Here is a 16,020-nt window from a genome sequence, read left to right as displayed (position 1 = left end):
TACGACGGCGTGCAGTGTCCGGCGAGGGCACCGTTGTTTGTTGGCGATGCAGCTCGGGTGGGTAGGCGACGCCTGGTTCTCACAGAGAGGCTCCGGAAGGCCGCTCTGCGAGACGTCAGGAAATCCGTTCGTACAGGGCGCCCTCCGCCTCGCGCAGCTCGCGCTCGACGGCTTCGGCAAGGTTCGGGTTGTCGATGAGGACGCCGAACTCGACGTTGTTGTTCTCCGCGCTCCAGGAGAAGTTCGCGCTGGTCACCAGGAGAAGGTGGTGATCGATGGCGAGGAACTTGGCGTGGTTGCGGACGTATGTGCCGTCGAACTGCTTGGTTCGCCAGACCTCGGCCGGCGCTAGGTGCGCAGCGACTTCTGCAGTCGTCGGGGACCGTTGCTGTCCGACGCCGTCCGCGGCCCGGGCGTCCATATAGACGCGGACGGCGATGTCGTCACGCTGTGCGGCTTCTCGTAACGACTTCCAAAGCGCTGAACTCCGTTGGAAGTTGAAGGTCGAGCACGTGATTGCGTGGCGTGCGCTGTCCACGAGGCGGGTCACCGAGGTGGTGAGCGGCCCGCTCTGGACGAGGTGTCCGGGCATGGTCCAGAGCGGTGACAAAGTAGTCGGCAGAGCCCGTGCCCCCTCGATTGCGCGCAGGGCCAGGACCTGTTGGCGCCTTGGCCCGGTGCCGCTGGCAACCGCCTCCAGAAGGCGTCGGACCTCTGCCCGCTGGCCGACCGCGACGACCTTGAGCGCTGCGGTGAGGGTGTCACCGTCGGCGAGCCGGTCCGCGATGCCTTTGGCCTCGGTCCCGGTGAGGAGTTGGCCAAGGCGTCGTGGCGCGTCCGCCTCACTCATGGATCTGGAAGAACCCGAGGTTGCTGCCGGGCAGGTCGAGGAGGAAGCGGCGGTCGAGGAAACGGTTGGCGCGTTCGCAGGAGGTCTCCGAGGCCATGACACAGCAATGGCAGGCGGCACCGTGGAGGAAGTCCTCAGGGTCCTGCGGGGTGCGCTTCGAGCAGATGGGGTCGGAGGAGCATCGGGCGGCCTTGCGTAGCGCGCTGTCGACGACCCTTTGGAGGCGGGAAGGCTCGCTGAGTTGGACGAGGCCGCCGAGGGTGCCGTCGCTGTCGGACGCCGTTGTGCAGATCAGAAGGCCGGCCGACGGGTCTCGGCCCTCCGCGGCGGGCCAGGCGTAGAGGCGTTCGCTGAGACTTGCCGCCGAGTAGCCGCAGGTGAGGGCGAGTTCGCGGATCAAGATGTGGGCGAATGTGTGGATGAGCCAGTAGCGCGGGGGCTTCAGGCGGGTATCGGGGTCGACCTGGTCGGCGGTGTCGGAGAAGCGGCGTCGGAAGTTTCTGACGTGTGCCTCGCGGTGGAACTTCCACATGTCGGTGTCAAGGACGCGTTTTTCCCATGCGGCGACTGCGTTCTCGTCGAGCTGGAGGAAGATGCCTTCGCCCCGGTCCTCGGTTGCTACGGTCCAGGCCGGTCGTGGTGTACGGGTCAGTGGGGCCAGGCGGCGCGGGAGGTCGCCGACGCGGTCCATGTCATCAATGCGGGTGAAGCCGACCAAGGCATTCACCTTGCGGAGACGTTCGACCGCGAGGACGCGGGTGATCTCCGGCTGCAGGGTCTCGCCTCGCTCGCGGGTGGCGAGGGTGAGGCCGCTCTTGGGGTCCTCGACGCGGGTGCCGACGATGTCGCGCAGCAAGTAACGCCATTCAGGTACGAGAAGGTCGACCGGATCCCAGTCGCGGAGCTTCTCTTCCTGCTCCTCCGGAGTGTCGGTGGGTGCGGAGGCGGCCTGAAGGATTTGTTCCAGGTCGTGGTCAGACAGGCCGGTTACGTCTACGCCGCCGTCCATCCCCAGCAGGTCCCTGATCAGGTCGAGGCTGGCGCGGTACTTGGCGAGCTTGTCGCCGAGCGCGGTGCGGACCCGGTCGGCCAGGTCACTGGCTTTTTCTTCCTGGGACTCCGGCATGACGATGATCGACTGGGTGGCCGGGAACCACAGGTTGGAGGCCCCGACGAGCATCAGCCGGGTGTCGTTGCCGCACCCCCTGGGCTCGAAGGCGTCCAGGTGCGGGTGACGTCCGCGACACTTCGGCAGTTTCGCCTTGCCGGCCTCGCCCTGTGCCTCGTTCATCGGGCGCCGCAAGTCGCAGGATGCGCACTGGATGACGGCCGAGGCACCCTTCCCGGCCGTCCGGTCGACCATCTTCAGGGCGGGCAGTTCTGCCTTGCTGCATGGCTGCCCGCGATGCACCCACAGGTCGTACGGGAACTCGTCCAGGTGCCCGTCGACGCAGGCCAGCAGATAACGGGCCGGGATGGCGGTGCGCCGCATCGGCTTGCGGGTGCGGCCACCCGCGCGCCCCGTGCACTTGGCATGCTCGAAGACAGCCAGGTCGGTGCGGAAGGGATGCGTATGGCGGTAGTCGAACTGGGCGAGCAACCCGAGCATGTCGCAGCCAGTGCACCGTAGCCACTGCGGGAAGACCCGGGACGGGACGCCGAGGTCGTTGCCCTCGGCGGACCGGCTGTGCTTCTTCGGCTGCCAGGGATACGGCCGCAGCTGCACGTCGGGGGAGCGCAGCATCATCCGGACCACGTCACGCAGCCGTGGAGCGTGGATCTGAGGAGGCGCGGAGTCACGCCGCTGCCAGATGCGGTCCCACTCGTCCAAGCCAGTGGGCATGATCGTGAACTGTGGCAGGTCCATGATCGCGCCGGGACCGTAGGTGTAAAGCAGGGAGGAGGGGCGGGCTGAGCCGACCTTGGCGCGGTTGTGCTTGGTGGCCTTCTCCGCCTCCTGCTCCAGATCGCCCAGTGGGTCGACGGCGTGAGTGACGTCGTAGACGAACCGCGTCTCGTCACTCATGAATTGTCCTCCGGCATCTGCCACTTCGGGGCATAGTCAGGTGCTCGGTACACCAGTCGTTCCTTGATTGGGCTCACCAACAAGTTGATCTCTGGCTGAACCTCACGCATCGAGTTCGCCACGATGAACGGCGGCGCGTCCCGTGTGTCAAGGCCCGCCTTCGCGTTCTCCGCGCTCATCATCAGGGCATCGTGCCGGCTGTCGTCCAGAACCCTCTCGTACACCAGTGACTTACGCAGCTCTACGAGGTGCTTGCGACGCTTGCCCCACTGATCAAGGCGGTTTTCCAAGCGCAGGCGGGCGCGGTTGGACGCGTCCTCGTCGCCGGCCCGCGCAATCCGGCGCACTAGGGCGTCGATGAGCTCACCGGCGAAGTGCTGCTCGGCCTCGATACGGGCCGCGCCGTCCTCCGGGGACAGCCCTTGGCCGGGGCCGGCCTTTGGGGCCTGCAAAACCCTGGCCGCGCTGACCAGCACACCGTCCAGACCGCGTTCCAGCGAGGTCACCGAGAAGGGAGTCACGGACAGTGCCTCGACCTGCGCGTAGAACGTCTCGTGGTAGTGGCGGAACTGCTCGAAGTGGGCGAGGTCCCTGGGGCGCGCCCAGTTCCCCAGCGCGAGGACCAGGCCCGGCCGGTCTGCTGCCCGGCCGACGCGGGAAGACGCCTGGATGTACTCGGCGGTGTTTTTCGGCTGGCCTACAACGAGCATCAGACCGAGCCGGGTCACGTCGACCCCCACCTGCAGCATGGAGGTGGCCAGTACCACGTCGTACGGGTTCACCTCGCGCGTGGGCTCAGGGTTCTTCGCCTCCCGCAACGCGCGCCGGTTCCGCTTGCCCGCGGTGGAGTCGAAACCTGGATCGAATGACACCGCCATCTGGTCGAGGGTCGCGGTGATGTCGGCGCTGGCCACACGTGACGTCAGCTCGGCGACGTGCAGCGACCCGTAATTGGTACCCGTGCGGCGGGGAAGCTTCGACCAGGGGCGGCCCTTGGCGAGCGCGGTCTGGATGTCGTCGCTCATATACCGTGCCATGCCGGCCAATTCACGGGTAGCGCTGAAGTAGCCGACCAGGCTCATGTACGGATCGGCCACGCTGCCGGAGCGGTCAAGAAGCAGTTGCCCGCCGGCCATGAGAACCTCGGCAACCCGGATCTCCGCCGTGGTCAAGCGCACCCCGGTCGTACTGATCCCGACGTACCGGCGACCCGGCTTGTCCTCGGAGACCGGGATCTCCTTGGAAAAGAAGGTGTTCCCGGCATCCAGGACCTGCGGCGGGAAGATAGTGACGTCCCGCCCGTACAACGCATGTACCTGGTCGGACGCGTTGCGTGCGGTGGCGGTGGAGGCGACAAGGAGCGGACGAACCGGGCGCCCGTCCTTCGTACGCCAGTCGGACATCACGTCGATGGCCACCTCAAACAGGCCCACCGTGGTGCCAAGGGCTCCCGTGATCAGGTGAAGCTCGTCCTGGATGACCAGATCCGGGGGCCGGAGCCGGGTGGCCGGGTGCACGGGAGCGGCCGGATGGCCGTCCTTCTTGGGGTGCTTGCTGCCGTTCTTGATATCGCACTGCTGATAGTCGGGGTGCACGAAGCCGTGCCGCTCGCAACGTCGCGAGACATGCCCGAAGAGCGAGGCCGCCTCGCCCTCCCGCGCCAGACGGGCGAACTTGTCCACTGTGGCGATGACGAACGCCGGCGCGAGCCGGTAGATCTCCTCGTCGACCGTGAGGACCGGCAGCCCGTCGGGGACCTCACCGCCGTCAGAGAACGGGCACTCGGCCAGCTCGTCACCGCAGTACACGTACACCCGACGCAGCGCGGGCTCCGTGCGCACATCCCGCGCCTCGACCCGCGTCCCGCACCACGGGCAGCGCTGGATCTGCAGCACCGTCAGCCGATACCCGCGGCCCCCGTGGGCCTTCTGCAACTGCTCGGCAGCCTCGTCATACCGCTTCGGGCTCACATCGGTACCGACCCACAGCCCGATCCGGAACGGCTCGTCTCCCCAGGTCGCCACATCATCGCGCCGCGCCATCTCCGCTGCGCACACCAGGGCGGTGGCGCGCTGGAACTGCTGGGCGGTGAGCAGACGCAACGTGTACCGCATGAGAACGGCCACCCCGGACCGTCCGTCCAATGGCCCCTCAAAGGCATCCACGACGCCTTGGCGGCGCCGGATCGCGAACGTGTACGCGGCCAGACCCAGATACGCCTCCGTCTTGCCACCACCGGTCGGGAAGAACAGCAGCTGCGCCTTGGCCAGATCCCCCGACCGCTTCTCGGCCGCCGGGTCGGACAGCAATGGCAACTGCATGAGCACGAAGGCGAGCTGGAAGGTACGCCACGAATGCGCCAGGGCTCCCTTCTCCGCGAGGATCGCCTCGCGAGCCTCGTCGATGCTCTCCTCCGGGCGACTCGCTCGCCGCTCCGCGACTTGGGACTGCACACGCTGATCGGCCATCACCCGGTTCATGAACCGGAAGCAGCGCAGCGCCTCCTCATCCCTGAGGAGATGCTTCAGACCCTCCTCAAGCTGGCGCTGCACCCGACGCGCCTCGGTGACCGCGTCCAAACCCTCGGACCGCAGATGCTCCGGAAGCACCTCGGCCCGCTGCTCCTCGCCATCCAGCCAGGCCGTGTAACCCGCGACGATCGGCTCAAGACCCGTACGCAGTTCGTCGGTCGACGCCTCCTGGAGCTTGCGCATGTCCAGCAGGGCCGCGCCGATCTCCTCGGCGGCCGTCTGAGGCGTCTCACTCACCGGCAGCCACGTCGTCCAGACCTCGCTGGCCCTGCGCGCTCCCTCGGCTACCTTCCAGTCCACCGAGCAGGTCCGGCCATGGGCGAACTCCAGACGGTTGCGGTACTGAAGCCGCAGCCGCCGCAGTTCGTCGTCCGGCTCCTGGCGGGTGTCGAGGAGTACGTCATTGACCGGCAAGAACACCTCAGCGCCACTGGCCGACACCGATAGCTTGGTCTGGTACAGCCACGCCTCGACGGGGATCTTGCGGGGGGTCTCTCGGTCGTTGCAGAGCGCCACCTCGATCAGCCGACAACCTCGCTCGGCATCGTCGTAACGATCCACGCGCAGTACGACCTTGTCCTTGAGCGGGATCTCGGAAGTACGGGACGGCTTTAGATCGGCGATCTTGATCGTCTTGGCGATGGCGTGCGGGGTGCGCTGGAAACGACGGAAGGCAGGAGGGGGCGCATCGCCCTCGGACCCGTCCGCACCCTCCCCGCGCTTCTCCTTCACCGGCTCGTACGTTCCCCACGAGGCGGTCACCGTGAACTCGTCCAGATCGTCGGGGATCTGGCACCGCAGCCCCATCGACGCCGGGATCATCAGCCCGCGCTTCTGCGGCTGGTCCTCGACCTCGTCCTCATCCGAGCTGGCACTGCTGTCGTCGACGGCGGTCAGTGGCACGCCCCGGCTCTCGGCGGCGTCCACTGCATCGCCTACGTCGCTCGCGGCCTCGTCCGAGCCCGCCTCGCCGGGGTCGTCGCGGCCGGCGGTTAGCCGCACGGGCGCAATCCGACCGATCAGGTACGCCGAGTCGGGGACGCCTTCGAGGATCTCATCGGGGCCATTGGCCGGGCCAAGGAGCTCACGCTCCAGGATGTCGACCAGGTTCTCGCGCACCGTCCAGGAACGGTCGTCCGGGTCGCGGGCTAGACGGTAGGGCGGGGCCTGGGCGGCGGCTGCCGGCTGGTCGCTCTTCCGCTGGGGGGTGGTCACTCGTCGCCCTCCTCTTCCGCGATGGCTTCATTGTTGCCGGTGGGGCTGACAACGCCTTGCGATGCAGCACGGCGATGGTTCTCTGCGAGGAGGCGGTCGAGGATCTCTACCCGGGCGGCAGGGCTCACTGTCCAGCGTTGCACCTGGCGGTAGGTGTGGAAGTCGTGTTCCAAGGGGACGTCGTCCCAGCCGTAGGCGACCATGACGGCTCGGTCGAGCTCGACGTGGATCTCGCGGAGGCGAGCGACGTCAGCGTCCAGAGAGTCATTTATGTTTGAGTCGTTCACCAAATGGTAAAGCTTAGTCAGCCCCAGGCCGCGGCGGACCATAATACTTCGCCGCTCCGCATTGAGTATGCTCCCGACTTCGGAAAGTCTATCGCTATGCGCGGGGCGCGGGAACGTTTCGAATACGTCTGACGGGGTGTAGCGAATATCGGCCCGCATGGTCGACCCGTACGTGATTGCCCACAACTGATGCAGACTTGAAGACAGCACTGCCTGATCAGAGAAGGAATCTGTGGCAAAGATGACGGTAGCCTCGCTAGGGATGGGACCCTTTTTGACCCTGCAAGGCATCACGGTCACGGAGTGTCTTGTCAGGACGAGCATCTCACTCAACTCTGAAATTGCCGCCCTCATGGCCGGACGTGCCCTAAAAAACAACCACCATGGCGCGTCTCTGACTGCCTTAGATTTCCGTGCCCGCTCCCCTTTAACTTCTTCCAGGATTCGAGCAAACGGTAGTGTGTACTCCCGAGCAGAAGATTCCGCTCGGTCGTTGAAATCGATGATCCAACGAGAAGGTGACGAATCTGGGCGAGAATTCAAGTCTTCGCCGTTAAGGTAGGGGAACAAGACCTCGGCGTTCTTTGGGTCCGCCTTGATCCAGTCTGCAGCCTCCTCCTGCGTGATTACGAAACCGCTACCATAAGGTTTACATCCTTCAAATGTTACGCCTCGATTCTCGATCAGTTTGACTGGATGTCCCTCGATTCGACCGCTTGCCTCCAGGAGGGTCGAGATCCGCCTGACCGGGACGTCATCCGCCATTCGCGGCACTTCTGGTGAAACCTCGCCCAGGCTTCCCCATACTGCTGCATATTCCAAGTTGGCGCTTACGGCAGGCCAAGGACGACTCTGCGTCGCCCGGGTAATAGTGAACCCGTTGCTAACGATGAAGTCGAGACCCGTCTCTCGGGTGTCACCCTGAGCAATAGTATTGGTTGCAATGAGGCCGAGATTGCCCTTCGGTGTCAAGAGTTCCGTGGCGCGAAGGAAAAAATACGCCACGATATCTGCGCGGCCACCACCTTGACCAACTGCAAGTACGTGGCTGAACCAATCCCGAACGTTTCCGCCCAAGGCTCCGGAAATCTTGGTCCCGCCCAGGAATGGTGGGTTCCCGATCACCGCGTCGAACCCACCTCGTTCCATCACATCCGGCACCGCCAGAATCCAGTGCAGCGGCTTCCATCGCGCGTAGTCCGTCGTCACCGTCGGAGTAAGCCCGGTCTCCTGGATGCCGTTGAGCATCGTCCGTTCACGGTCCGTCTCGTCGCCGCCAGCGGGGTACGCGCTCTCCACGGCGATGCGCAGGTTCTCGTACGCCGCCTTGAGCTGCTTTCCAGGCTTGCCGCCCCACTGCAGCCCGGCCGCGATCACCCCGTCCGCGACGTCGGCGAGTTGCTCGGTTAGCTCCTGGTACCGGCGCCACTGCCGTCGCTTCGTGGCAGCCGAGCGTTGCGGGTCGTTGTCGTCGACCTCGGTGGCGAGCTGGCGGCGGAGGCGGGCTGCTTGGTCCAGGATGTCGTCCACGTCCAGGGCGAAAACGCTGAGCTGGTTACCGGCCGCGGCGGGGTCGATGTGGAGGCGGCGCAGTTGGTCGGCGCCGGTCAGGCCGAGCAGCGCGTTGCCGTGCAGGACCTTGTCGTCGACGAAGGAGAACGGGAGTTTCGGGTCCAGGGAGACCAGCCAAAGCGACAGCTTGCACATCTCCACGGCCATGCCGTTGATGTCGGCGCCGTGCAGGCAGGTCGCGACGACGGTCCTTATGGCGTGGACGTGCAGGTCGTGGGGCGTTCGCCCATATGCCACGTCATCGCGCTGCCACGCCTCGACGAGCCGGTCGGCGAGGTATCGCGCAGCAGCCACGAGGAAGGCCCCCGAGCCACAGGCGATGTCAGCGATGCGGAGATCGAGGATCTGGTCGGCTTCGATCAGCCGCCACGTGTTCTGGTCCGCGGTCTGGTGCGGTCCGGGAGAGTAGACCAGAGGTTCCAGTGCGTACCGGACGACTTCCTCGGCCAGTGAGCGGGGCGTGTAGTGCGCGCCAGCTGAGGCGCGCGAGGGGGTCTCCACCAGCAGAACGCCGCCGGGCTCGACCACCAGTGGGCGACTGCGCAGGTCGCGGCGGATGATGCCAATGAACGGGCGCAGCCGGTCGCGCAGGTCCGGGTCGTCGGTGACGTCGCGCAGGGCGATCTCGGCGTCATCAAGCGTCTCGCCCGCCTTCAGCGCCTTGGTGAGGGCGGCCTTGCTGGACGGCTTCGCAGCCGGCTGATGCTGCTTGATCCAGACGAGGATCGCGTCGGCCAGCGCGGTCTCGGTGCGCTTGGCCTGGCTGAGTTCTTCCAGGGTGGCGAGGGGGATCTCGGGTTCGGATCCCGCGCTGCCAGTGAGGCCGACGATGATCTCTTCGGCGGGTTCGCAGGAGTAACCGAGCAGGCCCTCGTAGATGTAGCCGATCTGTTCGACGTCGATGTCGCGGAAGGAGATCCGTCGTGCTCCGCCGGGCAGCTGGGCGATCTGGACGGCGCGCAGGACTTCGAGCATGACGCGGTCGCTGACCGTGATGGCCAGGGTGTCCTGGGAGTCGCAGGCGGTGAGGAAGGGGAAGCGGGCCGGGTCGAAGAGGGAGCCGCCGTACTCGGGCAGGCGCAGGTCCTCGAAGCTCGCGCCCCGGTACAGGGCCTGGGAGGTGGCCAGGAGCCGGTGCCAGGTCAGAAACGTGGCGTCGAGGGCCTGTTCGCCTTCCTCCTTCTCGCGGGCGTCGAGGAGGTCGAGTTCGTCGCTGATGCCGTATCCCATGGCGAAGAGGCGGCTCTGGGGCAGCAATCCGCGTTCTTCGGCGAAGAGGAGGAAGACGACGCGCATCATGACGGTGACGGCGGCCTCGTAGACCTCGCCCCTTGCCGTCGGCAGCGGGTCGTCCTCGCCGCGTCGCTGTGTGTCCAGGGCGCCTTCGGACAGAGCCTGGACGATGAGTTCGACGGCGCGGCGGACCTGGGTGCCGAGGGCTTCGGTGATCTTCTCGGCGGCGGTGACGGACTCGCCGAAGAGTTCCGTAAGCCGGTCCTGCTGTTTGCCGCCGACCAGGCGGCGGCGCTGGAGGAGTTCGATGAAGGCGTTGCGGGTCTGGGGCTCTTCGATCCAGGTCTGGGCGTCGACGATGCCGGAGGCGACCATGGTCTGCGGGCGGGCGCTGACGATCGCCCACCAGCGGCCGTCGGTGACGACGCCGATGGGGACGCCGGAGGCGCGCAGCAGCTCTTCCATGCGGTCGATGGGGCTGGCCGACCAGCCGTCGGTGAGCGGGTCGCGAAGGGAGTCCGTGGGGTCGGTGATCAGGACGAGAGCCCCGGTGGTGTCGCCGTGGACGAGGGCGCCGTCGGCGCACACGGTGACGGTGTAGTCGGGTGAGCGGACCTCGACGGCGGCCGGGGCGGGAACGGTGTAGGAGGCACCCCAGCGCAGGCCCTGGCGCAGGACAAGGTCGACCCAGGTGTCGCGGGCCTCGCGGTACAGGTCGAGGGCGGCTTCGTCGCCCGGGTGCTCGTCCCAGTTCTCCCATGCCTTCTCGAAGGCGGGCTTGGCGTCCTTGATGGCGTCGAGCGCCCGGGAGTCGGGCTGGGGAATGCCTTCGCGGTAGACGCGTTCCAGGGCGGGGATGGCGAGGAAGGGGCCGTCGGTGTCGACGAGTTCGAGCCAGGCGCGGTGCAGGTCGGCGGCGGTCGGGGGGTAGCGGCGGCTCATGCCTTGACCATTCCGTTCTTCGCGTCTTCGGGAGTGAGGGCGAACACGACCGCGGCGGCGGATACGTAGGGTCTGATGTCGCTGTAGCGCTCCTGGATCGAGGCGATCTCGCGCGCTTCCTCGTCGTCCAGGCTGTCCAGGCGCTCGTTCATGTGGTGCAGGTCCCGGCGGCGCTGCTTCTGCTGGTCGTCGGTGAACAGCAGCTCTTCCTCGGCACGGATGGCCTGCTCCAGGCGGTCACGGGACTCGCGCAGGTTGAGCCGGAAGGCGCCGAAGATCTCGTGGGCGCGCTTGATATCGGAGTCCCGGCGCTGGGTGAGCGCCTCGGTGACCTTCTCCTGACGGCTGGCGCTCTTGCGGTCCATTGCGGTCAGCAGGCGTGTACGCAGCCGGGAACCGTTGTCGTTCCATTGCTCGGCGAGATGAGCACGCACCTTCTCATCGGCGAGGAACAGATCAGCGGAGTCGAGGGTCTCGTCGAGGACCTGCTCGACCTTGGACTCGGCAAGGGCCTGACCACGCAGCCGGACGCCAGTGAGGAACACCTCCTCGTGCAGGCGCAGCCCGCCGCGTCCGACCAGGACGAGCCGGGAGACGGCGGCGACACAGGATTCGGGGAGGCCGGGGGCGATGACGGCGGTGACCCGGTGTACGGGGGAGTCCGTGCTGAACAGCGCGGAGCGCAAGGTGCGGGTGGCGCGCTGCATGAGGGCGTGCCCGAGGTGGATATGGACGAGGTCGGTGCGCTTCTGGGCCGCCTGGTCGTCAAAGGTGATAGGGCGCGGGACACCCGGCTCCAGGCGGGTGTCCAGGCCACGCAAGGCCGGCTGCCAGGAGCGGCCGAGGTTCGGAATCTCGAAGACCTGTGCCTCGGTGCGGTCGTCGCCAATCTCGACGAGCGGGGGCTGGGAGGTGAGGGTAAGGGCGGTGTCCACTACCCGGCGGGCGTTGGCGGGCGTGAGATGCATGGCGGCCTTGTGCTCGTTGTACGTCTCCGACAGCCGGGTGAGCTGGCGGTTCAGCTCCATCCCGCCGGCCAGCACGCGGGTGATCACCTCGTTGCCGTCGTCCGGGGCCGTCAGCCGGGACTTGCGCGCCGTACGAGTGGGAGCGAAGTGCTCCTGCACTTCGGCGTCGATGACCTGGTTGACCTTGCCGAGGTCCTCGGTGGCCCGCCCGACCTTGGTCGCGATGATCCCCATGAACTTCATGTCCGCGTCGTATGTCGTGGAGCCGGAGACTGGTACGAAGTGGAAGATCTTCGGGACCTCCGTCTGTCCGTACCGGTCGATCCGGCCGATGCGCTGCTCCAGACGGGACGGATTGAAGGGAATGTCGAAGTTGACCAGGCGATGGCAGTGGGTCTGCAGGTCGATGCCCTCGCCGGCGGAGTCGGTGGCGAGCAAAACGCGGACCGGGTGCTTGTCCGGGCTCTCGGTGAAACGGGCGCGGATCTTCTCCCGCTCCTCGGTCGGGGTCGAACCCTGGATGACCTCCAGCACGTCCTTGTAGCCGCGCTGCCGCAGGACGCGGTCGATCCATTCAAGGGTGGCCGCGTACTCCGTGAACACCACGACGCGTTCGTTGGTCCAGTGGGTGCCGTCCGGCCGGCAGACGGCGTTGAGGAAGGTCAGCAGTTCTTCCAGCCGCGAGTCCGGCTTGTGTTCGTACCTGCGCCCCCACTCGATGAGTGAGGCGATCTCGCTACGGGTGGCCGCGACCAGAGGGTCCGAGCCCTTGGAGTGACGCAGCGCAGTGAACTCGGGGTGCTCGGCAGCACCCTCCTCCTCGTCCGACTGACCGCTGCCCAGCACCTCCGTGTAGTACTCGTCTTCGTCGTCCACCCGCAGCTGGCGGTCACCGCCATCCGCGCCCTCATAAAGCTCAAGGGTGCGGGCGAACGACCACGGGCTGGACAGGAAGCGCTTCTTCAACAGCATCGCGACGATGTCGCCGCCCGATCTCTTACCGTTCGCCCGGGCGCTTTCCGCCAGCAACCGTTCTAGTCGCGCGAACTGCTGCTGCTCCTCCTCCGACGGGGCGAAGGGGAGAGTCTTCAGCTCCCGGGTTTTGAACCCTTTGCCTGGGAGGTCGGTTTTCAGCCACCGCACCATCACCTCCTTGAGGGCACGCTCATCAATGTCCGCACCGCGTGTGAACCGGCGGCTGTCGATCATTTCCAACAGGGCGGTGAACGACTCCGAGTAGCCGTTGTGCGGCGTCGCGCTCAAGAACAGCCGGTGCTCGCACGCCTCCGCAAGCTTCATCGTTGCGGTGGTCCGCTTGCTGTCCACCGCGTAGCCGCGCTGCCCTGGCGCCGTCGTCGGGCTGGCCGGCGCCACATGGTGCGCCTCGTCGACCACCAGCACGTCGAACGCGTAGCGCTTGGCCGTGCCCGCGCTGCGTACATCGGCCAGAACGTCGCGCAGCAGGCGTTGCGCCCGCAGTGACGGCAGCCACGCCATGCTCACGATCACGCGTGGGAAGAGCCGGAACGGGTTGGCGTTCAGCCCGTGGCTCCGCCGCACCTTCGCCATCAGCTCACTGTTGACGATCACGAAGTCGAGGCCGAACTTCTCCCGCATCTCGTCCTGCCACTTCAACGACAGACTCGGCGGGCAGACGATCACCACGGACCGCGCACGGTGCCGCAGCAGCAGTTCCTGCACGACGAGCCCGGCCTCGATGGTCTTGCCCAGGCCGACATCGTCCGCGAGCAGCAGGTTCGTACGCGACGACTGCAGGGCCCGGCTCAGCGGCACCAGCTGGTACGCCTCCACATTCGCGCCGCTGCGGAAGGGTGCCTGATAGGAGTTCGCGTCCGCCGAGGTGACCGCACCCCAGCGGACTGCGTCCACGAACGCGGCGAGCGTGTTCGGATCGTCGAACGCTTCCGCCCGCACGGTCTCCGGCAGCCCCTGGTCCGGCGCGACGGTGTGCCCGACCTCCAGCTCCCAGACCACCGTCAGCTCCTGCCCGAGCCGGTCCTCGTCCAGCGACTGCAGGCTGACCACATGGGCAAGGCCCGGCACGCCCTCATCTGCGGGGCTACGTGGAAGCCCCTGCTTACGGACATCAGACACGGCCCAGGTCGAGCCCCGGACCTTGACGACCTGCCCGGGCTCCGGGACCGGTGGAAGGGCAGTCGCGCTCGCGGTACTGCTCGCTGATCCCTGCGGATGCTCCGTAGCGGTCGCCACCTGGGCGGACTCCTTCACTGATGCCGTCATTGCCGGACTGAGATCCCCTATGCGCTTCGCGCCGCCACGAGGCGCTGGAGGATCACGAAAGCACCAGTATCTACGACCTTGGGCGCGGCCTGCTTCGAGTCGCGCGAACTCGCTGACAGCGCTGGTCAGCCGGGTGCAGGAGTGCCCTAACAGACTGTCCCGGGAGGCGTTGGCAGCCACGGGCTCCTGGGACCGGACTCCGCTCGATCTCGGGTCAATGGTGATGCGATCCTCCAGTTGAAGCTGGTGTCTCTGGCTGGAGAGCAGTACAGGTTCGACACCTGGGGATCGTCTGCCATGCGCCTTGAGAACTGGGCAGATGGCGGACTACTGTCCACGGGTGTCCAGCATCTCCGATCGCGTGAGAAGCCTGATCGACCAGTCGGGCTTGAGCCTCCACGATTTCGCCGACCAGGCCGACCTCGACGCCGAGCAGTTCCGTGAGTGCCTCAGCGGCACGAGCCCCTTCTCAACTGTTGATCTCGCGGTCATTGCCGATGAATTCCACGTCTCCATGGACTGGCTGCTCACCGGAGCCGAGCCCCCACTGGCCGTGGCAGCGAGAACGACCACTGGAAAGGCGGCCGAGGCACTGGCAGCCGCCCGGGACTACGTTGCCCGACGCGCCGACCTGGACAAGCTCGGCTATACGCAGCCCTGGCGGCCCGTCTCCCCGGCAGCGCCTGCTGGCAGTACCTACGCTGCCCAGGGAGAGGCACTGGCGAAATCAGCTCGGAGGGCGGTGGAGCTCCAGGGACGATTGGTGCTCCAGGGCGGCTTGCCGGAACTGATCGAGGCGGTCTTCGGGGCCGATGTGGCTGTCGAGCCGCTGGGCGACGGCTTTGACGGCCTCGCTGCCACGGGTCAAGGTGCCAAGCTCATCCTCCTGACCACGACATCTAACCCGGCACGTCAGCGCTTCACTCTCGCGCACGAACTCGGGCACCTTCTCGCCGACGACGACCAGGACGTCCACCTCGATCGCGATATCTTCGAACGGGCCCAGAAGATCGACCCGAGCGAGCAGCGAGCCAACGCCTTCGCTTCCGTCTTCCTCTTGCCCGAGCAAACGCTGCGCGAAGCAGTCGGTGCAGTGAAATTGACCCGGGAAAGCTTTGCCGCGCTCTGCTGCGACTTCATGGTCAGCCCTGCGACCCTGGCCTACAGACTGCTCACGCTTCGTGTGATCGACGCCGGCGCCTGCGACTACTACAAGCGCATGACCGTGCGCGAGGCCGCAGTCGTCGCTGACCGCGTGGAAGTACTCGACCGGCAAGTCGCGGCCTCGCAGGAGAAAAGGCTCCCCGGACTTCTTGTACGCGACACGCGCGCTGCCTACGAGGCCGGCAAGGCGACCTTGCGTCCGTACGCGTCGCTACTCGGCGTTGATGTCGACGAGCTCAGAGACCAGTTAGCGTCCGGACAGGACAACGGCGGTACAGCATGAGCGACTTCCTGTTCCCGGACAACACCGTGCTGTGCAACTTCGCCGCCGTTGAACGCCTCGATCTGCTTCGCGCGGTCCTGGCAGGCCGCGGCAAGTGGACCGCGGCTGTGTCGCGGGAGGCCCGCAAATCGGCCGAACAGCTGCCCGCTCTTCACGACCTGAGAGAACAGGGCTGGCTCGGCGAAGCAATCCGAGTAACGGCTCCGGATGACGTTGAGAACGTCGGGCACCTTCGCACAGCTGTGTTCGGCGGCCAAGCCGACCGGTACCTGCAGCACCTCGGCGAGGCCGAGACCTGCCACATCATCCAACGCTGGCCCCAGTTCTCCGGTGCATGGTGGATATCGGACGATAAATCCGCTCTTGAGTATGCAATTGGGCAGGGCATCATGACGGCGGAGACGCTCGACGTGATGCAGCTTGCCGTGAAAGCGGGATTCGTCGCGGCGGAGGACGGCTTCGCCCTGATGCAGAAGATGCGCCAGCTGAACCGCTATCCGCGGCTTCCCCAGTCCGTCGCCGACCTCACCGTCCTCCCATGGTCGCTCGCTGAACTTTTACCTGGTCAGGGCGACGACGAAGCTACCGCGCACACCACCTAGCAACTGCCTCCCCAGTCCGTAGGACGGCCCCTGCGCAAGGAGGCAGGCCCATGCTAAGCCCCGCCAGCGAGAGTCACGGCGAACA

At 66.5% G+C, this 16,020-nt stretch carries 7 protein-coding genes; 2 read left to right on the top strand and 5 right to left on the bottom strand.

The window, feature by feature from the left end; genetic code table 11:
• Nucleotides 1–115 precede the first annotated feature (115 nt).
• The 5 genes from drmC to drmD are packed head-to-tail and all read right to left on the bottom strand — an operon-like array spanning nucleotide 116 to nucleotide 13,886.
• Nucleotides 116–850: a DISARM system phospholipase D-like protein DrmC gene (gene drmC / locus QA802_RS04875; protein WP_329407388.1), complete on the bottom strand. Its 735-nt coding sequence runs from the start codon at nucleotides 848–850 to the stop codon at nucleotides 116–118.
• Entirely contained in the window at nucleotides 843–2,876 is a 2,034-nt protein-coding gene (gene drmB, locus QA802_RS04870) for a DrmB family protein (RefSeq protein WP_334518342.1), read from the bottom strand. The genes drmC and drmB overlap by 8 nt, the downstream gene beginning before the upstream one ends.
• Nucleotides 2,873–6,622 (bottom strand): DISARM system helicase DrmA, encoded by a 3,750-nt coding sequence (drmA, locus tag QA802_RS04865; RefSeq protein WP_329407383.1) that lies wholly within the window; start codon nucleotides 6,620–6,622, stop codon nucleotides 2,873–2,875. Before drmA ends, drmB begins: the two co-directional genes overlap by 4 nt.
• Complete coding sequence (locus QA802_RS04860; protein ID WP_329407381.1) at nucleotides 6,619–10,656, bottom strand: Eco57I restriction-modification methylase domain-containing protein; 4,038 nt, start codon at nucleotides 10,654–10,656, stop codon at nucleotides 6,619–6,621. Before QA802_RS04860 ends, drmA begins: the two co-directional genes overlap by 4 nt.
• The gene (gene drmD, locus QA802_RS04855; protein ID WP_329407379.1) at nucleotides 10,653–13,886 is read right to left on the bottom strand and encodes a DISARM system SNF2-like helicase DrmD; all 3,234 of its coding nucleotides are present in this window, start codon (nucleotides 13,884–13,886) and stop codon (nucleotides 10,653–10,655) included. Before drmD ends, QA802_RS04860 begins: the two co-directional genes overlap by 4 nt.
• 340 nt (nucleotides 13,887–14,226) lie before the next feature.
• Between drmD and QA802_RS04850 the strand changes: the two genes are divergently transcribed.
• Nucleotides 14,227–15,333 (top strand): helix-turn-helix domain-containing protein, encoded by a 1,107-nt coding sequence (locus QA802_RS04850; RefSeq protein ID WP_329407378.1) that lies wholly within the window; start codon nucleotides 14,227–14,229, stop codon nucleotides 15,331–15,333.
• On the top strand, nucleotides 15,330–15,935 hold the full coding sequence (locus QA802_RS04845) for a hypothetical protein (RefSeq protein WP_329407376.1): 606 nt from the start codon (nucleotides 15,330–15,332) through the stop codon (nucleotides 15,933–15,935). The genes QA802_RS04850 and QA802_RS04845 overlap by 4 nt, the downstream gene beginning before the upstream one ends.
• The last annotated feature ends 85 nt before the right edge of the window (nucleotides 15,936–16,020 follow it).

The organism is Streptomyces sp. B21-105, assembly GCF_036898465.1.
Taxonomy (GTDB): domain Bacteria; phylum Actinomycetota; class Actinomycetes; order Streptomycetales; family Streptomycetaceae; genus Streptomyces.
Note: the sequence above shows the minus strand (reverse complement) of the source record. Positions and strands in the feature narration are given on the sequence as shown.